Annotated in this window: 31 protein-coding genes; 18 read left to right on the top strand and 13 right to left on the bottom strand. The window is 70.9% G+C overall.

Going from position 1 to position 26,637, the window contains the following annotated elements; genetic code table 11:
- Positions 1-583 precede the first annotated feature (583 nt).
- On the top strand, positions 584-766 hold the full coding sequence (locus tag EV385_RS34190) for a hypothetical protein (RefSeq protein WP_165449744.1): 183 nt from the start codon (positions 584-586) through the stop codon (positions 764-766).
- Complete coding sequence (locus EV385_RS34185) at positions 763-1,047, top strand: helix-turn-helix domain-containing protein (RefSeq protein ID WP_165449743.1); 285 nt, start codon at positions 763-765, stop codon at positions 1,045-1,047. The genes EV385_RS34190 and EV385_RS34185 overlap by 4 nt, the downstream gene beginning before the upstream one ends.
- Before the next feature lie 415 nt (positions 1,048-1,462).
- Here EV385_RS34185 and EV385_RS33290 read toward each other — a convergent pair whose 3' ends face one another.
- The gene (locus tag EV385_RS33290; protein WP_207230190.1) at positions 1,463-2,251 is read right to left on the bottom strand and encodes an STAS domain-containing protein; all 789 of its coding nucleotides are present in this window, start codon (positions 2,249-2,251) and stop codon (positions 1,463-1,465) included.
- A gap of 272 nt (positions 2,252-2,523) precedes the next feature.
- Between EV385_RS33290 and EV385_RS33285 the strand changes: the two genes are divergently transcribed.
- Both EV385_RS33285 and EV385_RS33280 read left to right on the top strand, forming a co-directional pair.
- Positions 2,524-2,760: a hypothetical protein gene (locus EV385_RS33285; protein WP_130513811.1), complete on the top strand. Its 237-nt coding sequence runs from the start codon at positions 2,524-2,526 to the stop codon at positions 2,758-2,760.
- 323 nt (positions 2,761-3,083) lie between these two features.
- Positions 3,084-3,446, top strand: coding sequence for a response regulator (locus tag EV385_RS33280; protein ID WP_130513892.1), 363 nt, complete (start codon positions 3,084-3,086; stop codon positions 3,444-3,446).
- Positions 3,447-3,453: 7 nt separating this feature from the next.
- Here EV385_RS33280 and EV385_RS33275 read toward each other — a convergent pair whose 3' ends face one another.
- Entirely contained in the window at positions 3,454-4,188 is a 735-nt protein-coding gene (locus EV385_RS33275) for an STAS domain-containing protein (RefSeq protein WP_130513810.1), read from the bottom strand.
- 224 nt (positions 4,189-4,412) lie between these two features.
- Here EV385_RS33275 and EV385_RS33270 point away from each other — a divergent pair, with 224 nt between their 5' ends.
- The 3 genes from EV385_RS33270 (at position 4,413) to EV385_RS33260 (ending at position 6,145) form a co-directional block, all read left to right on the top strand.
- Positions 4,413-4,874 (top strand): hypothetical protein, encoded by a 462-nt coding sequence (locus tag EV385_RS33270; protein ID WP_130513809.1) that lies wholly within the window; start codon positions 4,413-4,415, stop codon positions 4,872-4,874.
- A gap of 261 nt (positions 4,875-5,135) precedes the next feature.
- On the top strand, positions 5,136-5,339 hold the full coding sequence (locus EV385_RS34725) for a hypothetical protein (RefSeq protein ID WP_207230188.1): 204 nt from the start codon (positions 5,136-5,138) through the stop codon (positions 5,337-5,339).
- Positions 5,340-5,890: 551 nt separating this feature from the next.
- Positions 5,891-6,145, top strand: coding sequence for a hypothetical protein (locus EV385_RS33260; protein ID WP_130513808.1), 255 nt, complete (start codon positions 5,891-5,893; stop codon positions 6,143-6,145).
- A gap of 197 nt (positions 6,146-6,342) precedes the next feature.
- On the opposite strand, the gene EV385_RS33255 is transcribed toward EV385_RS33260, so the two are convergent.
- Genes EV385_RS33255 through EV385_RS33245 form a run of 3 tightly spaced genes read right to left on the bottom strand, consistent with a single transcriptional unit; the run spans position 6,343 to position 7,870 of the window.
- Complete coding sequence (locus tag EV385_RS33255; RefSeq protein ID WP_130513807.1) at positions 6,343-6,795, bottom strand: hypothetical protein; 453 nt, start codon at positions 6,793-6,795, stop codon at positions 6,343-6,345.
- The gene (locus EV385_RS33250; RefSeq protein ID WP_130513806.1) at positions 6,792-7,376 is read right to left on the bottom strand and encodes an ATP-binding protein; all 585 of its coding nucleotides are present in this window, start codon (positions 7,374-7,376) and stop codon (positions 6,792-6,794) included. Before EV385_RS33250 ends, EV385_RS33255 begins: the two co-directional genes overlap by 4 nt.
- Positions 7,373-7,870: a hypothetical protein gene (locus EV385_RS33245; protein ID WP_130513805.1), complete on the bottom strand. Its 498-nt coding sequence runs from the start codon at positions 7,868-7,870 to the stop codon at positions 7,373-7,375. Before EV385_RS33245 ends, EV385_RS33250 begins: the two co-directional genes overlap by 4 nt.
- A gap of 315 nt (positions 7,871-8,185) precedes the next feature.
- Here EV385_RS33245 and EV385_RS33240 point away from each other — a divergent pair, with 315 nt between their 5' ends.
- Positions 8,186-8,758: a GNAT family N-acetyltransferase gene (locus EV385_RS33240; RefSeq protein ID WP_130513804.1), complete on the top strand. Its 573-nt coding sequence runs from the start codon at positions 8,186-8,188 to the stop codon at positions 8,756-8,758.
- A gap of 230 nt (positions 8,759-8,988) precedes the next feature.
- On the opposite strand, the gene EV385_RS33235 is transcribed toward EV385_RS33240, so the two are convergent.
- Complete coding sequence (locus EV385_RS33235) at positions 8,989-9,309, bottom strand: helix-turn-helix transcriptional regulator (protein WP_130513803.1); 321 nt, start codon at positions 9,307-9,309, stop codon at positions 8,989-8,991.
- 300 nt (positions 9,310-9,609) lie between these two features.
- On the opposite strand from EV385_RS33235, the gene EV385_RS33230 reads away from it, so the two are divergent.
- From EV385_RS33230 to EV385_RS33190, 9 genes are all read left to right on the top strand, one after another.
- Positions 9,610-10,599, top strand: a complete 990-nt coding sequence (locus tag EV385_RS33230; RefSeq protein ID WP_242625396.1) for a TerC family protein — start codon at positions 9,610-9,612, stop codon at positions 10,597-10,599.
- Between the two features lie 38 nt (positions 10,600-10,637).
- The gene (locus EV385_RS34180; RefSeq protein ID WP_165449742.1) at positions 10,638-11,144 is read left to right on the top strand and encodes a YflT domain-containing protein; all 507 of its coding nucleotides are present in this window, start codon (positions 10,638-10,640) and stop codon (positions 11,142-11,144) included.
- 73 nt (positions 11,145-11,217) lie between these two features.
- Positions 11,218-11,736: a hypothetical protein gene (locus EV385_RS33220; RefSeq protein WP_130513802.1), complete on the top strand. Its 519-nt coding sequence runs from the start codon at positions 11,218-11,220 to the stop codon at positions 11,734-11,736.
- 61 nt (positions 11,737-11,797) lie between these two features.
- On the top strand, positions 11,798-13,168 hold the full coding sequence (locus EV385_RS33215; protein WP_207230186.1) for a baeRF3 domain-containing protein: 1,371 nt from the start codon (positions 11,798-11,800) through the stop codon (positions 13,166-13,168).
- Positions 13,169-13,607: 439 nt separating this feature from the next.
- Complete coding sequence (locus tag EV385_RS33210; RefSeq protein ID WP_130513800.1) at positions 13,608-14,198, top strand: recombinase family protein; 591 nt, start codon at positions 13,608-13,610, stop codon at positions 14,196-14,198.
- Between the two features lies 1 nt (position 14,199).
- Positions 14,200-14,529, top strand: coding sequence for an STAS domain-containing protein (locus EV385_RS33205; protein ID WP_130513799.1), 330 nt, complete (start codon positions 14,200-14,202; stop codon positions 14,527-14,529).
- Between the two features lie 39 nt (positions 14,530-14,568).
- Positions 14,569-15,396: a GAF domain-containing protein gene (locus EV385_RS33200; RefSeq protein WP_130513798.1), complete on the top strand. Its 828-nt coding sequence runs from the start codon at positions 14,569-14,571 to the stop codon at positions 15,394-15,396.
- A gap of 257 nt (positions 15,397-15,653) precedes the next feature.
- A complete protein-coding gene (locus tag EV385_RS33195) occupies positions 15,654-15,917 on the top strand; it encodes a hypothetical protein (protein ID WP_130513797.1) in 264 nt (87 codons plus the stop codon).
- A gap of 94 nt (positions 15,918-16,011) precedes the next feature.
- Entirely contained in the window at positions 16,012-16,323 is a 312-nt protein-coding gene (locus tag EV385_RS33190; RefSeq protein WP_130513796.1) for a hypothetical protein, read from the top strand.
- A gap of 426 nt (positions 16,324-16,749) precedes the next feature.
- Here the strand turns inward: EV385_RS33190 and EV385_RS33185 are convergent, their stop codons facing one another.
- The 5 genes from EV385_RS33185 to EV385_RS33170 all read right to left on the bottom strand — a co-directional run bounded on the left by EV385_RS33185 (position 16,750) and on the right by EV385_RS33170 (position 21,563).
- On the bottom strand, positions 16,750-17,550 hold the full coding sequence (locus EV385_RS33185) for a hypothetical protein (RefSeq protein ID WP_130513795.1): 801 nt from the start codon (positions 17,548-17,550) through the stop codon (positions 16,750-16,752).
- A gap of 563 nt (positions 17,551-18,113) precedes the next feature.
- The gene (locus EV385_RS33180; protein ID WP_165449741.1) at positions 18,114-19,199 is read right to left on the bottom strand and encodes a tetratricopeptide repeat protein; all 1,086 of its coding nucleotides are present in this window, start codon (positions 19,197-19,199) and stop codon (positions 18,114-18,116) included.
- Between the two features lie 435 nt (positions 19,200-19,634).
- Positions 19,635-19,808, bottom strand: coding sequence for a hypothetical protein (locus EV385_RS34175; protein ID WP_165449740.1), 174 nt, complete (start codon positions 19,806-19,808; stop codon positions 19,635-19,637).
- Positions 19,809-20,279: 471 nt separating this feature from the next.
- Positions 20,280-20,690 carry a hypothetical protein gene (locus tag EV385_RS33175; protein ID WP_130513793.1) on the bottom strand — a complete coding sequence of 137 codons (411 nt, stop codon included), beginning with the start codon at positions 20,688-20,690 and terminating at the stop codon, positions 20,280-20,282.
- Positions 20,691-20,741: 51 nt separating this feature from the next.
- Positions 20,742-21,563, bottom strand: a complete 822-nt coding sequence (locus EV385_RS33170; protein ID WP_130513792.1) for a hypothetical protein — start codon at positions 21,561-21,563, stop codon at positions 20,742-20,744.
- 822 nt (positions 21,564-22,385) lie between these two features.
- Between EV385_RS33170 and EV385_RS33165 the strand changes: the two genes are divergently transcribed.
- Complete coding sequence (locus EV385_RS33165) at positions 22,386-23,036, top strand: hypothetical protein (RefSeq protein ID WP_130513791.1); 651 nt, start codon at positions 22,386-22,388, stop codon at positions 23,034-23,036.
- 108 nt (positions 23,037-23,144) lie between these two features.
- Here EV385_RS33165 and EV385_RS33160 read toward each other — a convergent pair whose 3' ends face one another.
- Entirely contained in the window at positions 23,145-25,490 is a 2,346-nt protein-coding gene (locus EV385_RS33160) for a tyrosine-type recombinase/integrase (protein ID WP_130513790.1), read from the bottom strand.
- Positions 25,491-25,504: 14 nt separating this feature from the next.
- On the bottom strand, positions 25,505-26,632 hold the full coding sequence (locus EV385_RS33155; RefSeq protein WP_207230184.1) for a tyrosine-type recombinase/integrase: 1,128 nt from the start codon (positions 26,630-26,632) through the stop codon (positions 25,505-25,507).
- Positions 26,633-26,637 lie beyond the last annotated feature (5 nt).

Genomic DNA, 26,637 nt, shown 5'->3' with positions numbered 1-26,637 from the left:
CGCGGGGTCAGTTTCGATCTCCGTTGACAGACCGCGTACGAGACCGGGCTGCGGTCGGTAATCCGGCTGGTCGCAGGGGTTCGACCACGGCGTAGGCGATGGTGGTCGGCGCTATCGGATCGGTTGGTCCTGGCGGGAGTGACGCCGCTGGTGCTTCGCCTGGCGCGCTGCACGGCGGGAGCGAGCGGCCAGCCCCGCTAGCGTTTACCCTCACCAGATGACGTCTGTGGCGTTCAGCGTCCGGCTCCGGGCGGAGCTGCTGCAGCAGCCGGCTGTGCCGCGGGAGTGCTGCCGCACGGCGGAAGCCGTCACGCTGCTGCAACTGCTCGCCGGTGAGGTCAGCGAGCCCGGCTACGAATTTTGCTGGGCGCCAAGACCCGCACACCACGGCCTGCCGCTTGCCTCGGCCTGCTCGACCACACCGGACAGCGGCGCTGGGGCCTGCCTCCGGGCATGGCCGCCCGCGCCGGCCTGTGCTGCGCCACCGCGCTCTGCCGCGGCGCGGTCCTGGCCGCCAGCTCCGTACGCCTGCACGGCGACCGGCTGACCCTGTTCGCCGAGTTCCCCGACGTGGAAATACGCCGTGGCCGTCGCCGGCACCGCCCGCCGCCTCGGCGCACCCGGCCGGCTGCAGCCCACCGACGACGGCGGCGAGCATCTCCGCGTGCCCGACGCCGCCGGCCTGCTGCACCGCCTCGGCGCGACCGCCGCCCTGACCGCCTGGCGGCAGCGCCACGCACTCATCCCAGACCGACCGCGAACATGATTACGTTCGCGCAGGTCAACGCCGAACGCAGTCGTGACGCTGCCGCCCGCATCGCCGTCCGGGTCCGGGCCGTGCTGCACCGGCTCGGCGACGCCGTGCCCGCCGAGCTGGCCTACATCGCACAGCTGCGGCTGCAACACCCCGACGTGAGCCTGCTCGAACTGGTGCTCTCAGCGAGCCACCGGTCAGCAAAGGACACCGTCTCCGGGTGGCTGCGCCGCCTGCTGCGCCTGGCCGAACCCAGCGCAAGACCACGTCCCCGGCTGAGTCGCCTGGCGTAGGTGGGGAGCCCGCGCTGCCGGGACGAGGTGTGACCGGGCCCGGCCCGGCACCCGCGACGGATCATCGCCCGTGCGGGCAGCGCCGGGCTCTCCCCACGTCAAGCTAGCCGCCCAGCAGGACACCCGGGGCGGGAATCCGCAGACGGTGGCCCACAGGGATGAAGCCCACAGTGACGCTTTCCCGAAACGCCGGCTACCCGCCGCCCCTAGATCGATTCCTCGCGCCGCAGCGCAAATCGGGGAAACAGCCACTCAAGGCGTGTCAGACTTGACTGCCGTTCGTTGTACGAACGCCGCAGTCTCGGGGCCGGTGGTTCAGTCCGTGCTCATTCGCCCAGCGTTGCGGCAGGGTTTTGACGAGCGAGGAATCGCAGTTGGGGATCCGGGGGTGGTGATGCCTGGTGGCGAGACAGGATCACCACCCTGTGCCGTTCATGGCCCACGAGGTGATGACGAGTGCGGTGGCCCGGTGGTCGCATCTCGGGTTACGCAGACTCGCCCACACCATCTTGCCGTCTGCCGTCGGGTGCCACCCCCACCGCCATGCGGTCGCCTCTACCAGCAGCAGTCCCCGCCCGGTCGCCGGCTCGGTCAGCGGCGCACAGTCCAGGCGCGGTGCGGCTCCTGAGCCGTCACGGGCACTGATCAGCAGGTAGCGGGCTCCGAGGGCGAACCGAATCGCCACGAATGTGCCGGCGTGGACCGCCGCGTTGGTGGCCAACTCGGCCGCGATGAGAGCGGCCAGGCCGACCAGTTGCGGCAGTCCCCAGCGGGCACACGCCTCGGTGGCTAACGTCCGCGCCCGGACCGCGGCGTCGGCTACCGGCAGCAGCGTGTCGCAGATCAGCGTCGTGCGGCGGTGCTTGGGCATCGACAGGGCCTGCGCGATCGAGGAGAACACTGGCACCCGGGCTGGTGCGCCCCGGGACAGCAGCCGCGCCGTCTGCGGGTCCGGGGTGCACACCAGCAGCGGGGTGCCGGGCCACATCGCGGCCTGCCGGGCCACCGCCGCGAACACCCGCACCACGGCCGGTTCTCGGAGAACCAGGTCGGCTAGGTTCACCACCACCGCGTGGGGCTGTTCCACGATCGCCTGCAACAGCCGTGCCCGGAGCCGCGGGGCGCTGGCCAGCGACAACTCGCCGGACAGGCGCACCAGCAGCCTGCCACCCACCTGCTCGACGGAGCACCCGACCGACGGCACGCCCACATCGTCGCCCGCCGCAAAGGCTGGCGCTACCCGGCGTCTGGACGACAGTAACCGTGGCGCCACACCGGACGGTTCGGCTCGACTGTTCCACCAATGGCCCGGCCGCTACCAGCGGAGACGGGATGTAGTGTCTGCCCACCTGGATGTAGTGTCTGCCCACCTGGGCGCACTCTCCCCCACATGGGTCACCCGTTCTGGGGTTGGCTCCGACCGCGAGTTGCGGGTTCTGTCCCCCGAAGCCGCGAAGACAGTCATGGTCCGTGGCCATGTCGCTGACCACGGCCCGCCGCCGCTCCAGAATGGGAGGTCATGCAGTCCTCACGCCTAGGTGGTCCAGCACCGCCCGGCAACTGGTTCGCATCGCCGCCGCGCTGGAACAGCTCTCGGTCCGGGTGCCCGCCGCCGCGCTGGACGACCGGGGCGCTAAGGCGATCCGGCGGACTTTGCAGCAGATCGGCCAGCACACCGAGACGCTCACACGCGCTGTGGGCACCGGCGAGTGAGCGTGGCCATGGCGTATGGGGCCTACTGGCGTACGCCTGAGAAGGCAAAGCCCCCGGAGCGTGTCTGAACCGGACGCCGGGGCCGTGCCGCGGCCGATGGTCGGGGATCACCGGCGTTGATGTCTAGTTTCTCCCCCTGCCGGGTAGTCGGTTGAGGTCCGCCCGCGGTGAGGGTCACGGCGGACTTCCGTCGTCGTGCGGTCCGACCTCCAGGATGTCCTGCGGACGGCTGACATGATCATGCACCGTTGTGCCGCCCGTCCGGTTTTCTGATCTTCTCCGTGATGCTGGCGTACGAGTGAGGGGACGGTGGCCGGGTGGCGATGCTGGTGACGGCAGATGACGACGACGAGGTCCGGACGGTGATCCAGCGGATTCTGCAGGGCGCCGGCCACACGGTGATCGCCACCACCGACGGCGCGCAGGCGTGGGCGGCGGTCCGCGAGCACCGTCCGGACGCGGTCGTCACCGACGTCAGCATGCCGCAGATGAGCGGGGTGGAACTCTGCGAGGCCATCCGCGCCGACCCGCACCTTGCCCATATTCCTGTGGTCGCGGTCAGTGGCTCGATCGGCGCGCACGACGTTCGGTCCGACGCCTGCTTCACCGCATTCGTGGCCAAGCCGTTCACGTCTGAGGAGTTGCTGGCCCGACTGGACTCCGTCCTGGCTGCCCCCGGCGGGTAGACCCGCCTCAGCGGGTGAGAGGGTCGCGGAGGCGCAGGCTGGCCCACACCACTTTGCCGTCCTCGCGGGGGTGGCAGCCCCACCGGTGGGCGGTCGCGTCGACCAGCAGCAGCCCTCGCCTGGCGCCGGGATCCTGCGGTGGTGTCGTGTCCGGCCGGGGCTCGGTGGTGGAGCCGTCCTGGACGCTGATTAGCAGGAAGCGGCGGCCGACCGAGAACCGGATCGCGGCCAGGGTGCCGGCGTGTACCGCCGCGTTGGTGGCCAGCTCACCCGCGATCAGGCAGGCCGGGCCGAGCAGATGCGGCAGCCCCCAACGGGCGCATGCCTCGGTGGCCAGGTCCCTCGCCCGGGCGGAGGTCCCGGCGACCGGCAGCAGCGTGTCGCAGATCAGCGTCGTCCGGCGACGCGGCGGCACCGCCATCGCCTGCGCGACCGTCTCGAACACCGGCAGCCACCCGCCCCAGGCGAGCAGCCCCGCCGTGCCCTTGTGCGGGGTGCACACCAGCAGCGGGGTGCCGGGCCACATCGTGGCCTGCCGGGCGACCGCGGTGAACACCGCCACCGCCTGACGCTGGCGTACGGTCAGGTCGGTCAGGTCGGCGATCACGGCGTCCGGCCGCTGTGCCAGAGCCTTCACCAGCGCCGCCCGCACTGTCGAAGCCGTGGCCGTGGTCAGCTCCCCGGCCAGGCGTACCACCAACCTGTCACCCGCATCCTGCATCGTGCATTCGAGCGGGGGCATGGCTCACATCGTCACGCGTCACCGCAGATGGCGCCACTCTGAAAGGAAACACCGGGAAAAATTCAGCCCCGGATGGGTGACCCCTACCCCCGCCCTGGCCCGACAGCGGCGCCGCCAACCCCCCGCGCCGAGGCGCGGGGGGTGATCGTTGAGCGGGATGTGAGAGAAGCAAGTATCTGGACAAGCGGGTATGTTACGAGGTGCTGGGCCGGGTGATGTAGGCGTTGCGCGACAGCTGGGCGGTGGCCGGTGCCCGGCGCCTGGACTGGTGGGCGGCGCTGGACGGCCAGGAATGGCACGTCGAGCGGCAGCAGGGGCCGTTCCCGTTCGAGGTCGCGGGTGCGCTGCTGGGGAACATGAACTCCGAGGGGTTGCCGTCGGCGTTACGGGGGAAGCTGACCGGCGCGGACATGGACACCTCGGTCACCTACACCCGGATCCGGTTCGAGGTGCTGGGTGTGCCGGTGGTGCTGCGAGCCGTGGATCCGGTCGGGGCAGAGGAGGCACTGCGCCGGTGGTTGCAGCCCGCCGGGCCCGCGCCGGGCCCGCGCCGGGCCCGATCAGACACGCGAGGGCATGAGCAGCAGCTCAGTCCCACCGTGGGTAGATCTGGACTCATCCCTTCCACGGGGCCGAAGCCGCCGGAGCGCGCCCATTCCGTTCCGCGCCCGTTGCCCTCGCGATAGCCTGAATTCAGCGGGGGCCGGGCGTCCCGCCGGGCGGATAAGCATCACGCGACCGAATCGCACAATCGGACACATATCGCCCTGGCGGCACCGCCGGGCCCACCGCCCGCTCACTCCGCGGCGTCATTGGCCGGTGACGGTCACTCCAGCCGGGGCCGAATTGTTGCGGGCTCCGTTCCCGCGACGATGCCCCCTGGCGGTGGTGGCAGGCTGCAGAGGTGGCGACGGGAGATCCGGAGGTTGTCCGCATTCCGTGGACACGTGCTGAACAAGGAGCGCCTCACCCATGCCACAGTGGTGGTGATGGCCATGTTGGCGGTCTACGGGAACGGGGAGAAGCTGTCCTTCGTCGATGCGCCCAAGGTTGTTGTCGCCCCCGTGATCGCGGTGGCTATCGCGCACGGGTTCTCCGACGTGCTGCACGCCCTTGCCGTACGCCAGCGTCACCTGACCGGGCCGGAGTAGGCGGCAACGGCGCTGCGGCAGGTTCATCTGCTCCTGGCCGCGGTCTCGCCGCTGGCCGTGCTCGCTGTCGGGCGGAGCACGCCGCTGGGCGCGGACCACGTTCGCACGGTGGTGCTGCTGACGGGAACGGCGACCCTGATCGGGCTCGCCGCGGTCGCGGCCTGGCGCGCAGGTTTCCGGGGGGTGGCGGTGGATGCTTGCCGCTCTGGACCGGCGGCGTGATCGGACTGATCGTCATGTCCCTGCAGATCGCGCTCAAACCGACGTAGGCGGCCGTGACGGCGCTAGTCGGGCTCTCGGGCAGGCGGCGCGGGCCCCGGACCGCACCGGTTGGCCGTTCATCACCTGTTTCCACTTGTGACAGCGATAATGAGGGAGACATGAGCGCCGGGCCGCTGCGACACGCTCCCGGCCGCCGCCGCCCGCCGGTCCCGGTGCAGCACTGCGCGGCAGGCCCGCCCGGGATCCGTGTGGGCTTGCTGACCTGGTCCGTGTGCTCACTGAGCCGGCCAGGGTTGACATTCGACACGCGCTCAGAGGAAGGCACAGCGATGAGCACGACGCAGCCTCTCCCGCCGCAGGAGGAAATGGATCCCTCCGTCGCGCACATGCTGGCCAGCAACTTCGTGGCGGAGCTGGACCCCCACGCGCCGTCGGTCGTGTACTGGGCCCGGATCCCCATCGCCTGGGCTCAGGAGATCACCGCGGAGACGACCCGCCGAGGACTGGCGGACCCCGCCCAGCTCGTCAAAGACCTGGTCCGTGAAGGTCTCGACCGGGCAGCAGCCGCCGGCGCTGCGCGATGACGCGCCCTAGCGCCGCCCGCTGGTAGCTGGCGAAGCGCGAAAATACCTGACCCGGCCCCTTACCCCGGTCCGTCCGCCACCTCCAGCCGGCAAGGGCGCCGGCCTGCCCGCCCCTGCTGCCGTTCACGCCGGCCCGGCCCTCGCGCCCGCCGGCAGCGATCTGATCGACGTTACGGTTGGCTTGGGGCGGCGAGGCGTCAGGTGTGTGGGCCTGTGGCGTCCTCGGCCGGGTGGAGTCGTCCGGTGCGGTCGTGCAGCGTGACGGCGCCGATGGTGATCGAGGCGTTGTAGCGGTCGGCCAGGCGCAGCACGGCCGCGGCCAGGAACACCGGCCGGTTGCGGCCGGCGGGTCGCAGCACGGGGGTGCGCAGGCAGTAGGTGGGGATTGCGGTCAGGGTGGCGGCGACGCTGGCGTCGATGTCGTAGTGGCGGCGGAATCGGTCGATGACAAACCGGATGGCCGACCGCCACGACTCGATGAGCGTGACGGTGAGCAGGAAGCTGCCGGTGTGTTGCACGAGCGCCGCGGCGTGGGCGGCGACGGCGGTGTCGGTGGGCTCGCCGGTGAGCAGGACCAGCACCGGGCCGGAGTCGAAGCTGCGGCCGCGGATGTGGTGGGTGCGCACGGCCGGTTGCGGTGTGCGGGTCATCGTGGTGCTCCGTCATGCGGCGCCGGGTCCTGGGCGGGCGGTGGTGCGGTGACGGCGTCGGCTTGTCGGGTGCCGGGGTGCCGGGAAGGCGTGCCGGCGTCGGTGGCTGCGGCACCACCGCCAACCCGCATGATCTTGGTGAAATGCACGGTGGTGCCGGCGGGGTCTGCGGTGCCTACGGTCAGGGCGTCGGTGAGTGCCCGGATGAGGGCCAGGCCGCGGCTGCCGATGGCCGTCGGTGTGGGCGGGCCGGGCAGCGGGTGGTGGATGCCACCGCCGAGGTCGCTGACGTGTACCTCGCAGTGCGGGCCGTCGACGCGGATGGACAGCTGGTAGTCGGTGGCGGGGTCGGCGTGCAGGACCGCGTTGGTGCAGGCCTCGCTCACCGCGATCTCGACGGCGTCGCGGTCGTCGGGTGTGATCCCGGTGCGGGTCACGGCGGCCCGGGTGAGGTGCCGGGCGTGTGCGATGGTCCACGCCAGGCGCGGTAGCACCGCGTCGATGCGCACCGCCGGCGACGGGGCCGGGCCGGCGGCGCGGGTGGCCACTGGCATGCCGGGCGTGGGCGAGGTGGTGGTCATCGCCGGCTCGCCAGGGCCACACCGTCGTGGTCGTCGACGATGCTGGGGGCGGCGAAGGTGAGCCAGTCGGGGATCGGCCGGGTCAGCGGCGCGGCGGTCACCACGGTGGCCGCGCGGGTGCGCCGTGCCAGCCGGCGCACGCTGCGCGCGGGAAGGGGGCCGTCCGGCCAGCCGACCGGCAGCAGCAGTGGGGTCGTCTGGAACATGACCCCGGCCCGCTGCAGGATCGGCGAGACGCGGCCGGCAGCCGCCGCGACGTCGGCGGCGATGCGCGTGGCGCGGGCCTGGTGCAGCAGCGCGTTGATGCTCGGGCCGCTGCCGCGTACCGCGGCGGCGACGATGACCGGGCGGCCGTCGGCTGCCAGCCGGGCCGCTGTCGCGGCCACGGCCAGGTCGGTGAAACCGTCGGTGAGCACCGCGAGGATCGGTCCGCTGCCCGGGCTCCGGTCGGCGGCCTGGTAGAGGGTCACGGCGGTGCGCTCGGTGGTCGACATCGGGTGGCTCCTCGCAATGGCTTGTCGGGTGCGGGGTCACCTGTGGGCGCGGTGGCACTGGTCCTGCCGTCGACGGGGGCTCTACCGCCAGGCGACTCACTCCACCGTCACACGAAGTCGGATGCCGGTCAACAGATACAGGAAAACTTTTTCCTGTATATCTTCTCAGGAAACTGGGATCGCCTGCTAGGGCTTGCTGGCCGAATCGAGTGTGTGACGGGCGGACAGAGCGAGCAGAACGGCGCTACAGACAGTCGCTGACAGCGTGAAGCCACGAACGCCGCTGGGCCGACGCACACGGATTACGGTGTCGCGATGGAGTTGCTTCGCACGCCACGGCTGTTGCTGCGCCGCTGGCAGAACGACGACCTCGCGGCCTACTACGCCATCTACTCGCAATGGGAGGTCATGCGCTGGCTCGGAGCGCCACCACGCCGAGCCGTCACCGACCTCGCCGAGGCACGCGAACGTCTCGCCCGCTGGCACCATCGGGAGGCCGGGCTCACCCCGCCCCTGGGATTCTGGGCGCTGCAGCCGCTGAGCGAGGCGGCGGGGCCCGTTGGAACGGTTCTGCTGCTGCCCTTGCACGATGACCAGGGTGTCACCGGTCAGATCGAGATCGGCTGGCACCTGCACCCGGCCTACCAGAAACAAGGCCTGGTCACCGAGGCCGCCAACGCCGTGCTCAACGCAGCCGAAACGGCCGGAATCAGCACGGTGCTTGCCCTGACCGATCCGGACAACACCGCATCCCAGGCAGTCGCCCGCCGGCTGGGCATGGCCGAGCAGGGCATGACCGACCGCTGGTTCAACATCACTACCCGACAGTTCGCGCGGGCGGCGAACCATCCCAGCAGCACCGAAGCGGCAAGACCGGACCAAAGCTGACCTGCTCGACCCCGTGGGGGTCACATTTCCCGAGGAGCGCCGGAGGGTCAATGTCGCGGAGCCTTGACGGGCGTGCCGGCGCGAGGGCCGGATCATTGAGATCCGGATACCCGACTGGCCCTCAGCCCGGCTGTGACGGCGATCCCGCAAGGTCACCGCGACTCTGCAGCGTCCGCAGGCGAGCCGCTGGTGATCGCGGTGGGCGGATGGCCGATTCGCTATGGTGATGCTCAGGTGTGTGGTGTGCCGGTGAACAGGTCGAGCAGGTCGCCGATGCTGCGGTCGGCTTCGGCGGGGTGGCGGAACCGGCCGGCGGGGTTGACGGTGTACTGGTTGCGGCGCCCGACGCGTTCCCGGTGCAGGTACCCGGCGGTTTCCAGGTCGGCGACGATGGCTTGCGCGGCACGTTCGGTGATGCCGATGAGATCGGCGACATCCCGTAGCCGGGCGTGGGGGTCGCGGGCGACGGCCAGCAGCACGTGGGCGTGGTTGGTCAGAAACGTCCACTGCTTCACCCCATGGGCGGCTCGCGGCTGAGCGGCAAGGGACACGTGATCACCGTCCGAAGGGTCAGGCGGCCCGGGCGCCGCCCCTTCAATGTACGCACACCAAGACACGAAAGCACCATCGCACTTAACTCTCTCGAACCGCTTGACAGGCGAAGCTGACTTCGTGAATAGTGGTACGTAGTTCGAGGGGGAGTACCCGACACGCTTCACGCACCGCCGTCAGTACGGACCTGGCCTATCCCGGTCCCGGCGGTACAGCCACCGCCTTCGGTGGCCCGGGGAGACCTTCGTCCAGCATGCCGACCCGTTGCCGCGGGTTTGGCTGGGCGAAAGGTCTCCCCTGTGTCTGTGTCCTGGTGGGTCTGGGCCGCGCTGATGCTGGCCGTCGCGGCGATGCTCGCGGTCGACCTGTTCCTGCACCGCGACAACCACGTCATCGGCTTCCGCGAAGCCGCGATCTGGTCCGGTATCTGGATCGCCGCCGGTCTGCTGTTCGGCGTCATCCTGTGGGCGTGGCAGGGCGGCGACGTCGCCGGCACCTACTACGCCGGCTACCTCATCGAGAAGGCGCTGTCGATCGACAACGTGTTCGTCTTCGCGCTGATCTTCTCCTACTTCGCCGTCCCCGCCGCGTTGCAGCACAAGGTGCTGTTCTGGGGCGTCGTCGGCGCCCTCGCCTTCCGCCTCGTGTTCATCTTCGTCGGCGTCGAGCTGCTCGAGACGTTCTTCTGGACCGCCTACCTGTTCGGCGCGTTCCTCATCTACACCGGCTACAAGATGGCGTTCCGCCACGGCGAGCAGACCCCACCGGACCGCAACCCGGTCGTGCGCCTGGTCCGCAAAATCATCCCCACCAGCCCCGCCTATCACGGCGACAAATTCGTCACCCGGATCAACGGCAAACGCGTCGCGACCCTGCTGCTGGTCGTCCTGATCGCCGTCGAAGCCACCGACCTGATCTTCGCCATCGACAGCGTCGCGGCCGTCCTGGCCATCACCACCAGCACCTTCATCGTCTGGACCGCGAACGCGTTCGCCATCCTCGGCCTGCGCAGCCTCTACTTCTGCCTCGCCGGACTGCTGCGCCGCTTCGTGCACCTGCACTACGGCCTCGCCGTGCTGCTCGCCTTCGCCGGCGTCAAGCTCATCCTGTCCGAGACCCCGGTCGGCAAACTCCCGATTCCGGTCACCCTCGGCGTGATCGTCGTGACGATCGCCGTGTCGATCGTGTGGAGCCTGCGCACCACCCGTGGCACCGCCGAGATCACCACGGCCACCACCACCGGCGGCGGCCCGGCCGCCGCAGCCGACGACGCGGCCTCGCGCCGCTGAGCCCCGCCACCCTTCCACATCAGAGATGGAGTACGGCGATGACCACGACCCACCTGCCCCTGCCGGCCGAGCTGCCCACCACGGCGAGCACCAGCGTCGGTGACTACCCGACCTACGCCGCCGCGCAGCAGGCCGTGGACTACCTGTCCGACCACGACTTCGCAGTCCAGCACGCCACCATCGTCGGTACCGACCTGCGCCTGGTCGAGAACGTGACCGGCCGGATGACCATCGCCCGCGCCGCGCTGGCCGGTGCCGGCGGCGGCGCGTGGCTCGGCCTGCTCCTCGGCGCCGTGCTCGCCCTGTTCACCACCGGCGCCTGGTGGATCGTCATCGCGGTGGCCACCGTAGGCGGCGCCGCCTGGGGCGCCACCATGGCCGCCGCCGCCCACGCCGCCACCCGCGGCCGGCGCGACTTCGCCTCCCGCCGGCACCTGGCCGCCGCCCGCTACCACCTCACCGTCGCCACCGAACACGCCGAGCACGCCCGCCGGCTCCTGCACCAGCACGCCGAGGTCATGGCCTACACCTGGCGCCCGCACTGACCTTCCCGGCCGCGTCAAGGTATCCCGCACCTGCTTCAGCCACCGCACCACGAACGAAAGGACCGTGACCGTCATGACCGCCACCCGCCCGTCCACCGCCCACCTCGCCGGCCGTACCCCGGGTTCCGGACCCGTGCTCGCCGTGCTCACCGACGGCCCCACCGACATGGCCGTGGCCGCCCACGCCGCCGACCTGGCCGTCCGCACCGGCACCCTGCTCATCGCCGCCGCGACGGTAGCCGCCGGCTCCGGCATCAACCCGTTGCTGCTGCAGCACACCCGCACCCGGCGCGTCCACAACGACACCACCGCGATCGTCGCCCGGATCACCCCGATCCTGCACGGCGCCGGTGTCGCCTACCGGCGCTCCACCCTGCTCGTCCCGGCCGGCACTGACACGCTGCGCGCCCTGCCCGTCACCGCCGTACGCCGGCTCGTCGACCGGTTCGGCGCCGTCACCGTCGTCACCGCCCGACCCCTGCGCGACCCCACCGGCACCCTGCAACCCGCCGACCCGCACACCACCCCGGGCGCTTACGGCCCTACCCAGAGGGCTCACCGCGCGACCCACGCCGCGCCGGCGCCCTGGTAACCAGCGCCTCGCCCGCCACCCGCGCGCGCCGGGCGGCACCGACCCGCGAAAGGCCCGACCAATGCCGACCACCACGACGTCCCAGCCCGCCACCCGCGAGAGGACTCCCGCCATGCCCGCCACCACGACAGCCCCGCCGGCCGCCGCGCAGATCACCGCCCTGCAACAGACTCGCGAGTACCCGGCGATCAGCGTGCTGCTCACCACCACCCCCGCCGCCCAACTGACCCGCGGCGACGCGCTGCGCCTCGACGCGCTGGCCGCCGATGCCGTCGACCGGGTCCGCGCCGAGCTGCAACCCGACGCGGCCGCACCCGCCGTGCGCCGCCTGCAAACCCTGCTCGAACAGGCTCACCACGGCCCCGCCACCCACGCCCTCGCCCTGTACGCCAGCGCCAGCACCGAATCCCTGATCCGGCTACCCGTCGCCGTCCGTGACCGCGCCGTCGTCGACCCCACCTTCGCCACCCGCGACCTCGTCCGCGCCCTGCACCGCACCCCACGCCACCTCGTCCTCGCCCTCAACTCCGGACAAGCCCGACTGTTCGACGCCGCCGGCGACACCCTGCTCCCCGCCCTGACCAGCGCCTTCCCCATGCACGCCGACCCGCCCGGCGACACCAACAGCCGTGGCCGAGCCGACCGCCCCGGCCGCCGCGGCGACACCGACGACCTGGACTTCTACCGCCGCGTCGACGCCGCCCTCGGCACCTACCTACGCCTGCACCCCGCACCACTGGTCCTCGTCGGCGGCGAACGCGCCACCGCCGCCTTCCGCCGCGTCTCCACCAACTGCGCCCGCCTCGCCGGCACCGTGCCCGGCAACCTCACCCACGCAAACACGACAGAACTCACCACCCGCGTCCACACTGTCCTCGACGACTACCTGCACCGCCGCCAAGACGAAGCGCTCACCCTCATCGACCAGCGCACCTCCGCCGGCCGCGTCGCCTCCGGCATGCCCGCCGCCTGGCACACCGCCCGCACCCAACACCCCGAAATGCTCGCCGTCGACGAATCGCTGTACTACCCGGCACGCTGTCCGACGACGGCGACACCCTCACCCCCGCCCCAGCCCACCAGATCGAGCACCCCGACGTCATCGACGACGCCGTCGACGAACTCATCGAACTCGTCCTCATCCGCGGCGGCTGGATCGCCTTCACCACACCCGGCGCCCTCGACCACCACCACGGCGTCGCCCTCGCCACCCGACGCTGAACCAGCAACCGCCAACACCGCCCCCGTCACCACTCACGGTGAACGAGCCTCAAGGAGCCAACTCATGGCCTCACTGACACAGCGCATCCGGGCCCTGCTCGCCAGCCCCCAGGGCAAACGCGTGATCGCCCAGGGACAGCAGCAACTGGCCAAACCGGAGAACCAGCAAAAGATCAAGCACCTGCTCAGCAAACTGCAAACCCGCCGCTGACCAACCAGCCAGGTCAAACCGGCCGCGCGAGTCGTCCGGCATCTCGGAAACGACGCACGGATCGACGCAACAGTGGGCCTGCCGCGATGTTCGGCAGGCCCACGTCCGCGACCCGAGTGAACGCCGGTTGCCCCCACGGGGAAGGGCATCCGCGTCACACCACCATACGAGTGCCAGCACTTCAAACATCGACGGCAGGGGCAGGTGGCCTTCTGCCCGGAGCCCTCCCTGTCGCGCTCACCGGGGATCCGCTACATCGGAGTCGAGGAAGTCAAGTACGGCGGTCAGCGGCAGCGATGATCTTGTCCGTTAGCCGAACCCTCAACGGACACCCGCAGCTGGCGCCGGCGCACGTCGGCGACCAGCACCCCGACCTGTCTCACATAGGGTGTCCGGAGGTCTGTCCGATGAGCGGGGGCTATCCGGTACGCTCCGGATCATGGCAGCCGTCCGGATCGGGTACGCCCGGTGCTCCACCGACCAACAGGACCTGGAAGCCAACCGGCGCATCCTGCTCGACCTCGGCGTGCCGGCTGACCGGATCTACCTCGACCGGGCCTACTCCGGCACCACCCGGGCCCGGCCCGGCCTCGACCAGGCCCTGGCCGCCGTGCGTCCCGGCGACACCCTCGTCGTGCCGAAGCTCGACCGGCTCGCCCGGTCGGTGCCCGACGCCCGGCAGATCGGCGACACCCTCGTCGGCCAAGACATCCGGCTGCAGCTCGGCACGATGATCTACGACCCGGCCGACCCCATGGGCAAGATGTTCTTCAACATCGTGGCCACCTTCGCCGAGTTCGAGCTGGACCTGCTACGGATGCGCACCCGCGAGGGCATGGCCATCGCCCGGGCCAAGGGCAAACTCAAGGGCAGGCAGCCGAAACTCTCGGCCGCCCGGCAGACCCACCTGCTCAAACTGCACGCCGCAGGCGAGCACACCATCGCCGAACTGGCCGAGCTGTTCGAGGTGTCCCGGCAGACGGTGTACCGCGTCCTCGAACGCGCCCAAGCCACCACCAGCGCGGTATGACATGACCGACCTCGCCATCAGCACCCAACCCGACAGCGACCGCACCGTACGCCTGATCGCCACCGGTGAGATCGACATGGCCAGCGCCGAACAGGTCACCGCCGCCGCGGGCAAGGCCCTGACCACCCACACCCCCGCCCACCTGATCATCGACCTGACCGCAGTGACGTTCCTCGACTCGACCGGCATCGCCGCCCTGCTGGCGGCCCGGCACCTCGCCGAGGAACAGAGCTGCACGCTGCGCGTCACCGGCATCCACGGCATCGTGGAGCGCGTCCTCGACGTCACCGGACTGCTCGGCGTGCTTGACGGGCCGCCACCCCACTGCTAGATCATCTGCTGAGCGTTGTTTCGCTGGAAGCAGCACCCCATGGGAAGCGAGCACCACACCGTGTCCATCACCGCTGACCGAACCGCCCTCACCGACCCCGCCCGGCTAGCCGCGGTACGCCGTTACGAGATCCTCGACGCTCCCACCGACGGCCAGTTCGACACCATCGCCGCCGCCGCGGCGGCAGTGTGCGGCACCCCGATCGCCACGGTCAGCATCGTCGACGCCGACCGGGTCTGGTTCGCTGCGGCCCAGGGACTGGATGGCGTCGCGCAGGTCGGCACCGAACCGGGACTATGCGCGTCGGCGTTCTGCGCCGAGGGCCCGTACGTGGTCAACGACGCGGTCACGGATCCGCGCACCCTCGACCATCCGCTGGTACGTGGCGAGCTGGGGCTGCGGTTCTACGCCGCCGCCCCGATCGTCACCGCCGACGGGCACCACCTCGGCACCGTTACCGCGATCGACGCCACGCCTCGGGAGTTGACCGAGGCACAGAGCAGCGCGCTCGGCCATCTCGCCGACCAGGTCGCCCAGCACCTGGAGCTGCGCCTGGCCACCATCAAGGCGGTACGCGCCGAACGCCAGTTGCGTGACGATGCCGAGCAACGCGCCGCCGCCGCTGCCGAGCTCGCCGCCCAGATGCGAGCCGCGGCTGCCGTGCAGGCCACCACACCGCACCCTGAGCACTGCCAGCTCGGCGGCACCGCAGGCTGCACCGCACCGGCCGAGCTGAAGATCGCCGACTCGTGGGGCGACTCGGCCTGGGGCTGCACCACCCACGTCGAAGAGGCCATCATCAACGTCCGCTCGGTGTTCATCGCCAGCGAGGAACTCGGCGGCCTGGCCGCCTACCTCAACCGCTGACCGCCACCACGAACCAATGTCGATTTCATCTGCTTGGGCAGGCCCCTAACTGAGATCATCGCTAGCGATGACCGCTGTACCGATCTGAATACCCCGGGCCTGGCCGCCTACCTCAACCGTCCCGGCCGTAGGTGAACATCAGTTCGTACCGTTGTATTTGGTCTGGAAACTACAACCACCCCTGTATGGGGGGCTCCCTGACCCCTGCTGAACGCGCTGATCGGGCGGGATCTGTCCACCGGGCTTACGGTGTGCTGGTGCAGCCGGATCGGTATGACCCGGAGGTCGCCGCCCTGCTGATCGTGGCGGAGGCGCAGCTCGCGCTGCTCCGAGAGCAGTTGGCGTACGCGGCGGTCCGGGGGGCGCCGGGCCTGGAGGTTGCCGGGACGCAGGCCGCATTGGATCAGTTGCAGGCCACACTGGCTGAGGCCAGCCGGCTGCTGTTGTCGCCACGGCGCTGCCTGGAGAGTGTGCAGGCTGGACACCACGTCGCGCCCCGCCGGGGCGCAGACGAGCGCTGACGGCTGCGGGGGTTTGCACGGGTGTGTCGACCGGCCGTGAGCTGCGGTGACTGCCAGGCCGGCCGTGAGCTGCGGTGACTGCCAGGATCGCGGGGTGACTGATCCAGCGAACCCGCAGGGCTACGTCGGCGGCTGGGTACTGTTCGCCACCCGGTGCGGGCACCCCCTGGCGTACGCCTACACCGAGTCCGGGTGCACGTTCTTCTGGCACGACTTCGACCACGGGTCGATGACCGGGCCGTCGGTCGATACGGAGCGGCACAGCGCGACCCGGCTGGCGACCCAGGACGATCTCGACGTACTGCGCCGCGGCGACTCCTGCGAGCTGTGCAGCCTGGACACCACGCCCCGCCCGACCGAGGCGGGCGAAGGTGAGGCTGCGTCACGCTCACCCGTCACGGTGTGACGGGTCGGTGTGACGCTGCCGCCAGGCGCGGGTGCGGCACGCCCCGGAGCAGTAGATCGCGTCGCGGCGCCGGTCCATGGCCCGGCCGGTGCTGCGACCGCACACCGGGCAGTTCAGCATCGCCAGCGCCCGGGCGGCGGACTCCTGCTCGGCGGGGCTGCCGGCGGACCGAGGCCACGAGGGCCCGGCCGTGCAGCACGGCCAGGCGGTAGTTGCGGTTCCAGCGGCGCCGGGCCCGCCAGGCGCGGGTGCGGCACGCGGGCGAGCAGTACACCCGGCGCGGGTGCGCGCCGGGCGGCGGATGCTGGCGGCAACCCGGACACCGGGGCCGTTTGCGCCCCATACCGCTGACCGTACTCGGCGCTCCGGCATCCACGGTGGCCGGCTCGGCGGGGGCTTCGGGTACGGGCGCCGCCGCCCGTCTGTTCAGTTGACGCGTTGAAGGCGGATCGCGGAGGTGCGGTCGAGAATGCCTTTCTCCCTCCACACATAGAGACGCAGTTTGTACGTTCCCTTGACGGTCGGGCGGAACTTCACCGTCGCTACGCCGCTGCCGTTCGTCTTGGCGATGTAGGCGTTCCGGACCCACTTGGTGCTCTTGGGCGGCATGTACTTCAGAATGATCTTACGGCCGGCGCCGGGAACGGTCTTGACCGTGATCGACGTGGTTTTGTTCCGCTTGGACGACCCCCTGGTTGCCCAACCGCTGAGCGTGGCGACCGACAAGACGCCCCCAGGGCCCTCCGCGACGTCTGGGGCGACGGTCGCGCTACCCGCGTACACGACACGGATGTCGGCGCAGACCCGCCGCCGGAACTGGGCCGAGTAGGTGGCTGTCGCCCAGCCCAATTCCGGCGGGTATTCGTCGAATTCGTCGCTGGACGTGATCGCCGACGCGACCTCCACCCACTTGGTGGTCTGGAACTGCCGCTGCTGGATAGACACCCTGCTGGGCACGCTTGGGCCTTGCAGGGTGCCGGAGACGGTGACGATCGTCCCGTAGTCCTGAAAACCTTGCGGCGCGATGTCTCGGACGTCCAGGTACGAGGTGATCTTGCTGTCGGCCGTTCTCGCTGGGCTGTTGCCGACCACGGAGGCGAAGGGTTCCTTACCGACCGCCGACGCCGGACCGACAGGGACCACCGTCGCACCGCACATCGCGACTGCCGCCGCCACCGCTAACGCGGGAACGGACCGAAACCCGGAAAGGCCGGGACGACGCAGCATCTGGGACCACCTCGAGGAGAACCGGCGGCGAGCAGACGCGAACGCCGACCCGCCCCCGTGGAAACGGAGACACCGCAGCCGCGGATGCCTCAGGGATGATCAGCTTCTTGCGCGCCGGGTGGACCCGGCAGTGCATGTCGGGTGCAGCACGGTTGCCCGCTGTCCCAGCCGCGTCCGCTCGGAACCAGCTGACTTCAACACAACACGCGGAGTGCTCTACAGCCTGCGCTACCTGGCCAACTCCCCCACAGTCGGCCGCAGACTCGCCGACTAACGTCTCGGCCGGTAGCGCCCCAGGGTCGCAACCCCGGCGTGCAGAGTCGCAACCCAGGCAGGTTGCGACTCGCAAATGCGGGTGCGCCTGGCAACCGCCACCGGGTTTGCTACCCGGCCGGGCAGGTGTTTCTACTCCGCACGCCGCACTGGTAGCGGCTCACCGTGCAGGCGCTACCAGGGGCGCGGCCGGGGTCCTATATGCGCGTCCGGGGGTCCGCAAACATGCAGGTCGCAGGCTGGAAGCGCCGGGGTGTTTCTCCCCCGGGACCGCAGTGTTTCTACCCCGCTCACCCGGGGGCTTGGTTTCCTCGCCGACCTTGGCGGGTCCGCAATATCGCGGCCAGGATGACGCGCAGGGGCTTGCGCGGCGGGGAGGGCAGGCTGTCCCGGGCCGCGATGGAGGCCTCCTTGGCGGCGAGCGCCTCGGTGTGCTCACCGTTGGCGGTGTGCAGCTCGGCCCTCTCTTGGTACACCTGGACCAGAAGTTCGCGCAGGCCACGCTCGGTGCACAGCGTGTGGGCGGCGTCCAGGCTCACCAGGGCCCGGCCGGTCGCGCCGAGAAGACGCTGCGCCCGGGCCAGGGTCAGCAGGTACTCGGCCATTTCGTCGGCGTCGTTGGGCCCGGCGCCCTTGTAGCGGGCGATGCATACCTGCATGGTCTGTTCCGCCTCGGCGTAGTCGCCGTTGGCGATCTGGATCGCCGCGATCGTGTCCAGCGCGTCCGGGTCGAGGTGGTAGTCGCGGGCTACGGCGTGGTCCTGCATGCGCCCCGCGACCTGCCTAGCCTGCGGGAGGTTACCGGCCCGGTACTCGGAGTAGGCCCAGTTGTTCAGCGTCACGGTGAGCTGTTCCCACTGACGAAGCTCGCGGGCCAGTACCTCGGCCTGGCGGTAACGCGGCCGCGCCGTCTCCATGCCGCGGTACTCGGCCAGCGCATCGGCCAGCTTCAGACGGTGCCAGACCTGCATGTGCGCGGTGGCCGTCTCATCGAGCAACTCGACCGCGTCCAACGCGTGCTCCAGAGACTTGGCCCCGTGGCCGGACAACCGCTCGATACTTGCCTGCACCAGGTGGGTACGCGCCCGCATCCGGCGGTCGCCGTGCCTGCGAGCCCACGCCTGGATGCCCTTGACATGCCGGGCGGCTTCCCGGAAATCGCCGGTGCGCCGCAGCATGTCGATCCAGCACAGCCGGGCCCGCATCAGCAGGGCCTGGTCACCCAGCGCCTCAGCCCGCCGTTCGAGGTCCACCGCGGCCGCGTAGCCCGCGGCGGCGTCCACGGCGACCCGGTCCTCCAGCGCCAGCAGGGCCGCCGACAGCTCCTCGGCGCCCGCCGCGCTGTCGTCCATCCCCTGCACCCTGAGCCGGTTCACGACAGTCTCATCGGCCGTAAGCCCACGATGAATGCCGCCTGGTGACGCACCCCACGGCAGCGCACGGCGAAACCCCGACGTGGGCGCGCTGATCGACACCCGCCGCACGTACGACGCGGTTTCGCCGCCGCCGGAAGGAGCTGTTCAGTGGCGGGCCTGCACCCACCGCCCGCACCACCAACACGAATCCGGGCCGTCATCCTGTCAAGTCGCCCGCCTTCACCCCGGCCCTGAACCCACACGGCGGCGACGTACCGCAGATCACCGACCTGCGGGGGGCCGCACGGACAACACCCCACCGCGCCGGGTCGGGACAGACCCGCTGGGCGGGCGGCTGACCCCTGGAGCCGCCGTGACCAGACCGCTGAGCACCTCAGCACATGGCAATGCATAGATGTGCGTGTAACTCGCGGCGGGTTCTGTGGAGTGCGTCGGTCATCCCCGGCGCCGGGCGAACGCGGCGGCGGTCTGGTCGGCCGTCGTGGCGACCCGGCGCACGAACGCGGCGATGTCGGGCAGCTCGTCGACGCGCTGCCCGAGCGAGTGCAGCTTGGCGACAGCCTGGCTCGGGTTCCCGGCCGCGCCGCGCAGCCGCCGGTGGATGCCCATCAGCTCGGACCCTGCATGCAGGAGGCGTTCAGTGGCAGTGTCTCGTCGCGATGGGCGTGTCGGACTACGGGCGATCTCGTTGAACGAGCGCAACACGCCGGGCGGGATCCTCGCCCCGGCCCTGGCGTGTTCGGACCGGGGTCCTGGTCGGAGGGCTGTCTGTGCTGCTGGGGTAGCGAGGATGGGCATCCTGCACGCGGCAAAGGGGGATGTGTGCCGCGTGCGTCGGGGCCCCGGTCCGACCTGGCGATCCAACGGGGGTCTGCGGGTGAGCGGGACGCCATACCTTGGTGGGCCCGACGTTCAAGGTTCGGGGAGCATCGGTGCGGACCCGGTGCGGCACGGTTGCCGGCAGGGTGCAGCTCATACCTTCAGCCGGGCGACGTCACCGGAGCGCCGCGCCTGGCCGCCGAAAAGGTGATCGGCCGGGCGGCGAGGGGGCCGCCCGGCCGACCGGGGTGGGAATGTGTGTCAGCTGCCCGGCTTGCAGGTCTGCTGCAGGTTGGTGCTCAGCTGCTTCGCGAACGCGCTGTCGCTGGTCAGCTTCTGCTGGAAGGCGGTGACCTGGGCCTTGGTCAACCCGGGGTAATCCGGGGTGGCCTGGTACGCGTCGGCCATCGCCTTCGGGTCGTCGTACACGGTCGACTGCACCGTGCACAGGTGCGCCGCGGTCGCCGCGATGAACGTGGCCTCCGGACCAGCGCCGACCGGAGCGGCCTGAACGTTACCGGCCTCCTGAGCCCCGGCGGCCTGCACCGCAGCAGGCTGCGCCGCCGCGGCCGCCTCGTGTTCAGCACCGCAGCCGGACAACCCCAGCAGGGCGACCGCCGCCGCAGCGCCCGCCGCCGCGAGAGACAGGACGCGGGTGGTGTGGGCTCGCATGAGAGTCTCCTTCAGGTCGCGGGTCGCGGGTCGCGGGTGGTGGGGCGAGGTTCAGGCGGCGCCGATGAGGATCGAGCCGGTGAAGCTGCCACCGGTGTAGGTCGCGGTCAGCGGCACCCGGTAGGTCTGCTCCGGGTCCAGGCCGGTGGCGTTCAGGCGGACCGCGAAGTAGTCGTCCTCGGCGACCGCCAGGGTCGGGCCGTTGTTGAGGCCCGCGGCGGAGGCGTCACCGGGGTAGACGACTTCGAGTCCGGGTGGCGGGGTGAGGGTGACCTTGAGGTTGTCCAGGCCGGGCTTGTTGCCCCGCAGCACGATCTTCGTCCAGGTCGGGGTGTTCTTCTTGACCAGCACCGGTGGGGTTTTCACGGTGATCGCGGCTGCGGTGCTGGGGGTCACCGGCAGGGTCACGTTCAGCGTCTGGCTGGCCTTGGGCCCGGAACAGTTGACCTTCTTGGTCTTCAGGTCGTCGTCCTTCTTGACCTGTCCCGGGGGCAGCAGCCGGTAATCCACGTTCAGGGTCATCGTGACCGGTCCGGTCGCGGTGGGCGGCGCCGTGACGCGGAACGCCGTGTAGTCGGTGTTCCCGGCTGCCAACGCGGAGGCGATGGAGAACGACGAGAAGTCGGCGGTGCTTTCCGGATAGGTGACCTTCGCGCCGGGCCCGGTCAGGGTGACCTGCATGTCGCAGACGTCCTGGCCGGCCTGCCAGATGGTGCTGATCCAGCCCTGCTGGCCGGGCAGCATCGACGCGAGGGTGGGAACCAGCAGCGTCAGGCCGTCGTCCTTGCTACCCGCGGCGGCCGGCCCGGCCAGACCGAACGTCGCCCCGGCAACCGTGACCAGCACGGAGGCCGCCAACACGTGTACGCGCATGAGATCATCCCTCGGCGGGCTGCCCCGTGAGCGTCGTCGCCCACCGTCGCGCGGCCCTACACCCGCAGCATCGTCACTTGATCTCCGCGGCGTAGCCGTCCGCGACGTCGGTCACAATGGCCGACCCGGCGACTTAACCGTGGCGCCGGTTCAGGTTCGCGATCAACTCGCGGCTGGCGGGGCGCCCGGCGTCCAGGACCCGGTTGGACCACCGCCGTGAAGGTCAGCACCGCCAACGGCTTCGGCCGCCGCACCAAGCAGGAGGACAAATCCCCCTCAACGCCGTCCCCGCCTGACTTCGGACGGCCCTAGCGATCCGGGAGGGGTACGCCACGCCCCCGGGCACGCCCTTGGACGGCTTCACAGGCAGCCCACATAGGCCCCTCAACTGTTCCGCTGGCGGCCTGTCGGCGACGGCCAGACGCGTCCAGCCTGTCGCGCGGCGTCGCCGAGGCTGGTCGCCGTGACGTTGAGAATGGTGTCCGGCTGAACCGGGCCTCGACCGCCGAAAGCGACGAACGTTTCCGACGTCAATCGGAGCCGAACGTCTGCAGGCCCGGGTTCGAGCAGGTCATGATGACCATGCTTCCTTCGCTAGAGGAAGGCGGGCGACCCCCGCGACGGGGGTCACACGGGGTCGCCCGTCACCATTCAGCGGAGAACGCTCATCCGGCCCCGGGTCAGGTCTTCGGTGGCGGCCGCCGGGTCGGAACGGGCACGGCCAGGCGATGCCCGTACCACGCGCTTCCGCGGCGCGCGCACGGGCCGGGCGGCGTGGCGGGTCACCGGGGACGGGATGTCGGGCCGGTACGGTCGCTGGTCATGACGAGCAGCAGCACCGACCCGGCGCCCGCGGACCTCGCCGTGCTTGCCGCGCATCTGGCGCAGATCGCCGCGGGCCTGGACGGGTACATCGCCGCGGCCGCCGAGCGGATCGCCCAGCCCCGCATCGACGCAGCCGCTGCTGGCGCGGCGGCCCGGCTCGCCGCCGTCACCGCGCAGCATGAGGCCGAACGGAACCGGGCCGCGCATCTGGAGACCGAGCTACGCCACCAGCTCGACACAGCACTGCGGCAGGTCGCCCGGCTGCGCTGGGCCGCTCGGTACCTGCCACACGAGGTCCGTGTCCTGGTCCTGCCCACCCCGAACCGCCGCGACGGATGGTCCGGTGACCGACCTGACCCCGCCACCGCCGTCCGCATCGACACCGCCGCGGCCGCCGCCGGTGTCCCTGCCTACCCCGGCCATCCCACGACGCCGCCGACTCGCTCGTTCGCGCCTGCGAACCGGGCGCAAGCTAGAACTCCTGGGCGGCCCCACTCCGAAGGTCATGACCTGGTGCCGTCCGCCCGAGCGGGGAGCAACCAGGATGCGACCGGACCGCGACCCGGGCGGCAGGTTCCCGGCGTCACGATCACTGCCGGCCGGTCGTTACGACCCGTGCCGCACGGGGAGGGGGTGGCCCGCCGGTGATCCTTGGCACCGCGCACACTCCCGGGCTCTACCGCGCTCACCTTCGAGGAGACCGCGACGGTTTCGGGCGGCCACCCCCTCAGCCCGCAGCGCCGCGGCGAAGCCCGCCTATCCAGGCGTTTGCCTACGCGTTGTGGGAGCACCGAGCTGATCGCGCTTGCGGCCGATGTGGTACAGGGTTTCTCGCAGCGCTGCGACCTCGCCAAGCCACTGCTTGCCCTTCGCCTCGCGGATCCGCGCGTGGGTGTTGGCCTCAATCGAGTCCAGCAGGGGAATCTGTGCGGGATCCAGGCGCAGCTGCGGGCAACGGACACAGGCGTGCTCGTGCACGCACGGGCTGCCGTAGGGGCGGAAGCAGTCGCCGAGCGCGACCCGGCGCAGCTGGAAGTGCTTCTCGAACTCGGCCCACTCGTCCGCGGTGACGTCGCGGTATTCGGCGGCGTCGCGCAGCGTCCGACGGTGGGTGATGAACTGCTGGTGCCGGGTGATCACCTCGTCGGGGAACACGGCGGTGTAGCCGCGGGTGGTGTCGAGGTCGAGGTGGCCGAGTAGGGCCGCGGCGATGTGCAGTGGCAGGCCGGCGCCGACGGCTTCGGTGGTGAACAGGCGGCGGAAGTCGTGTGGGGTGAAGGCGATCGGTGCATCGCCGTCGCGCAGGCCGGCGGCGTCGGCGGTGGCGATGAGGACGGTGCGTACGTAGTGCGCGGACAGGACCTCCTGGCGGGCGCCGACGCGGCGGGCGAATAGGTGCGGCAGCGCCGGGCCGTGCGTCTTCTCGGCCGGGTCGTAGCGCACCGCCAGCGGGATGGCATCGGCGTCGCCGCGGGCGCGGCGCTGCACGGCGAGCAGTACCTGCACGAGTTCCGGGCTCATCGGGATCAGCCGCTCCCGGTCGGCTTTCGAGGGGGTGATGTGTAGCAGCGGCACCAGCGTGCCGGTGGTCGCCGGTGTGTGGTGCCGCAGCGACAGTTGGGTCAGTTCGAGGACTTCCTCGATCCTGGCGCCGGAGTGCCGCAACGTTTCGATCAGCGCCCAGGCCCAGAACCCGTCCGCCTCCAGTCTGGTCGCGTCGAGCAGGCCGCCGTCGGGGTCGCGCAGCCAGATCCGGTCGCGGTTCCACCGGCCCGGCTTGGGCGGGTCGTGCCTTACGTAGGTGACACCGTCGACCGTGACCGGTTCGCCGTGCGGTGTGGCGAGTGCGGCGGTGAGCAGCCGGCCGGACCAGTCCCGTCGCCGCGCGGCTGTCTCCACCAGTTGGGGCAGTAGTGGTGTCAGTGTCCGGGTGCGTTCCTGCATCCGGGCGGTGCGCTGCCGCTTCGCCTTGCGCAGCGTCTGCACGTCGATCCGGCGGATCGGGCACGGTGCCGCCCACCGGGCCCAGCGGGCCGGGTCCGCCAGCGCCCACTGGCTGACGTCGCGGTAGAAGGCGCGCACGTTGATCAGGTGCGCGTGGTAGTCCGAGCGTGGCAGGCCCTGCGTGGTGGTCATGAGGCGCTCGCGCCACTGCGCGGCCACCTCGGCCGTGAGCCGTAGGTCCTGCTGCCCGGGGTTGATCTCCAGGATGGTGCGCCAGAACACCACGCCAAGGCTGCGGGCCACGTGCGTCCAGGTGCCGTAGTCCAGCCGGGGCCGGATCTCGGTGAGGTAGTCGGTGAGCAGGTCGACCACCGGGTGCGGCGGCAGGTCGTAGCGTCCGATCAGCGCGTGCGCGGTGTACTGCCGGCTACTGCTCTTGGCCGTCCATGCCGACCGCAACGTCGGTGGCTCACCGGCGAACGGGCCCAGCTCCACCATCAGCTCCCACGCCAGGTGTTCCCGGCGGTGCCTGCCAGATGCTTTGACCAGGTCGGCATACCCGAGCAGATCGTCGCCGGTCAGCTGGGGCAGCCGTTTCCCGGTACGGATCATCACCCGAACCAGGGCGGCGATCGCGTCGTGGCGGGCCTTCTCCCCGGCCCGGCGGTAGAGCGGCAGCTCCCGCAGCCGGGCGAACTCGTGCGGATCGTTTGCCTGCGGAAATCGGTCGAACAGGACGGCGAAGTGGGTGTTGAGCAGCCACGAGTAGGACGGCCGGAGCAGCCGCGCCTGGATCAGCAGGCCACACCCGGTGACCGCGTTACCGGCCACCGCCACCACACCGGCAGCGTGCGCGGCCGCCGCCCACGATCGCGGGGCCTTGTCCGCGCCGCTGGCCAGCCACCGCTGCTCCCAGTCCTCGCCCGGGTACGCCAGCAGCCATGCCAGTAGCTGCCGGGACCAGCGCAGCGTGGACGCCCTGGCCCCCGACCGGGCCTCGAGTGCTGTCGTCACCTCGTCGAGGCCGGCCCTCACCAGATCGGTCCCGGGTCCGTCGACCGGCCGCGCTGGAGGTGGGTGCCCGGCGTCGTACGCCAGCATCGGCAGCACCCGCCCGAACGGGCTGTAGCGCTCGTCCGCCCCGATCGGCGCGAGCATCACCGCCCCGGGTCTCACCGGTCCAGACCCAGCAACTCGCGGACCGCCGCCTGGTCGTACCCGGCCGCCACGGCTGGCGGCTGTGTCGCCGCGGCGAGGCGCCGCTGCCGCAGCTGTTCCATCTTCTCCACCAGATCGTCGGTCCTTGGCTGCAGGTACAGCTCCGTGGTCGACACGTGCGCATGCCGCAGCACCGCCTGCACATCCACCAAGGTGAAACCCGGATCGGCGGCCATCCGCATCGCCGCCGTGTGCCGCAGATCGTGCAACCGCCACCGCGTCCCCAGTGCCGCCTGCGCACGGATCAGCACCGCCCGGGCCGCGTGGTAGGTCAGCGGGCGCCGCGGCGCCCGCAACGTCCACCACACCGGGTCCGCGCCGCTGCCCAGATAGCCCTCCGCCAAGTGCAGCGACAGCCACACGAACGCATCCGCCGACGCCGGCACCTGCTCCACGACCCGGGTGCCCTTGGACACCACCGCGATCGTGCGCCGCCCATAGTCGACGCGGTCGTGGCGCAGTCCCAGCAACTCCGCCGCGCGGACCCCGCTGGACAGCCAGAACGCCACCAGCGCCCGGTCCCGGTGAGACCGCAACGCGGAGAACAGCGCATCCGCCGCGTCGTCCGGCAGCGCGCGGGGAATCTGCCGCGGCACTCGCTGCCGGTAGTCGGCCCGCCGGCGCACCGGCCACGGCCGGGACGGATCATGATGCTCCAATACCCGGCGGGACTGCGGCGACGCCGGGGGAACCGGGTTCACCAGCGGGCCGTGACCGCAGGAGATGACGTAGTCGTAGAAGCCGGACAGGACCGCCAACTGGTGGTTGATGGTGCGTGGCGCGAACCCGACCGGTGACGCCCCGCGCATCGGGCCCGGAGCCTCACGCAGGTAGAACACGAAATCCCGCACCTGATCCCGGGCTGCCCGCGCCCAGTCCACCTCGACCGCGTACAACCATCGGAACCATCGCAGCAGGTCGTACCCATAGCTGCGCAGCGTCGCCGGACTGCAGTCACCAATGAGCAGCTCCCGAAACCACCCGGCTGCCGCCTCGTGCACGATCCCGTCGGGAAACATCACCAGCCACGGCAGCCCGGCCTGGTCCTCTGCTACCCGGCCGACCGACGGCAAGACCAACACGATTG

It is taken from the genome of Krasilnikovia cinnamomea (assembly GCF_004217545.1).
GTDB lineage: Bacteria > Actinomycetota > Actinomycetes > Mycobacteriales > Micromonosporaceae > Actinoplanes > Actinoplanes cinnamomeus.
This window is presented reverse-complemented; position numbering and strand designations above follow the sequence as displayed.

Coding starts and splice junctions, on each gene's coding strand:
- EV385_RS33260 (WP_130513808.1), top strand. CDS start 5,891: ATGAGCACGACGCAGCCTCTCCCGCCGCAGGAGGAAATGGATCCCTCC.
- EV385_RS33285 (WP_130513811.1), top strand. CDS start 2,524: ATGTCGCTGACCACGGCCCGCCGCCGCTCCAGAATGGGAGGTCATGCA.
- EV385_RS33215 (WP_207230186.1), top strand. CDS start 11,798: ATGCCGACCACCACGACGTCCCAGCCCGCCACCCGCGAGAGGACTCCC.
- EV385_RS33240 (WP_130513804.1), top strand. CDS start 8,186: ATGGAGTTGCTTCGCACGCCACGGCTGTTGCTGCGCCGCTGGCAGAAC.
- EV385_RS33185 (WP_130513795.1), bottom strand. CDS start 17,550: ATGCTGCGTCGTCCCGGCCTTTCCGGGTTTCGGTCCGTTCCCGCGTTA.
- EV385_RS33170 (WP_130513792.1), bottom strand. CDS start 21,563: ATGCGCGTACACGTGTTGGCGGCCTCCGTGCTGGTCACGGTTGCCGGG.
- EV385_RS33255 (WP_130513807.1), bottom strand. CDS start 6,795: ATGACCCGCACACCGCAACCGGCCGTGCGCACCCACCACATCCGCGGC.
- EV385_RS33275 (WP_130513810.1), bottom strand. CDS start 4,188: ATGCCCCCGCTCGAATGCACGATGCAGGATGCGGGTGACAGGTTGGTG.
- EV385_RS33175 (WP_130513793.1), bottom strand. CDS start 20,690: ATGCGAGCCCACACCACCCGCGTCCTGTCTCTCGCGGCGGCGGGCGCT.
- EV385_RS33250 (WP_130513806.1), bottom strand. CDS start 7,376: ATGACCACCACCTCGCCCACGCCCGGCATGCCAGTGGCCACCCGCGCC.
- EV385_RS33205 (WP_130513799.1), top strand. CDS start 14,200: ATGACCGACCTCGCCATCAGCACCCAACCCGACAGCGACCGCACCGTA.
- EV385_RS33280 (WP_130513892.1), top strand. CDS start 3,084: ATGCTGGTGACGGCAGATGACGACGACGAGGTCCGGACGGTGATCCAG.
- EV385_RS33210 (WP_130513800.1), top strand. CDS start 13,608: ATGGCAGCCGTCCGGATCGGGTACGCCCGGTGCTCCACCGACCAACAG.
- EV385_RS34175 (WP_165449740.1), bottom strand. CDS start 19,808: ATGGGCATCCACCGGCGGCTGCGCGGCGCGGCCGGGAACCCGAGCCAG.
- EV385_RS33165 (WP_130513791.1), top strand. CDS start 22,386: ATGACGAGCAGCAGCACCGACCCGGCGCCCGCGGACCTCGCCGTGCTT.
- EV385_RS33160 (WP_130513790.1), bottom strand. CDS start 25,490: ATGCTCGCGCCGATCGGGGCGGACGAGCGCTACAGCCCGTTCGGGCGG.
- EV385_RS33200 (WP_130513798.1), top strand. CDS start 14,569: ATGGGAAGCGAGCACCACACCGTGTCCATCACCGCTGACCGAACCGCC.
- EV385_RS34185 (WP_165449743.1), top strand. CDS start 763: ATGATTACGTTCGCGCAGGTCAACGCCGAACGCAGTCGTGACGCTGCC.
- EV385_RS33245 (WP_130513805.1), bottom strand. CDS start 7,870: ATGTCGACCACCGAGCGCACCGCCGTGACCCTCTACCAGGCCGCCGAC.
- EV385_RS33220 (WP_130513802.1), top strand. CDS start 11,218: ATGACCGCCACCCGCCCGTCCACCGCCCACCTCGCCGGCCGTACCCCG.
- EV385_RS34180 (WP_165449742.1), top strand. CDS start 10,638: ATGACCACGACCCACCTGCCCCTGCCGGCCGAGCTGCCCACCACGGCG.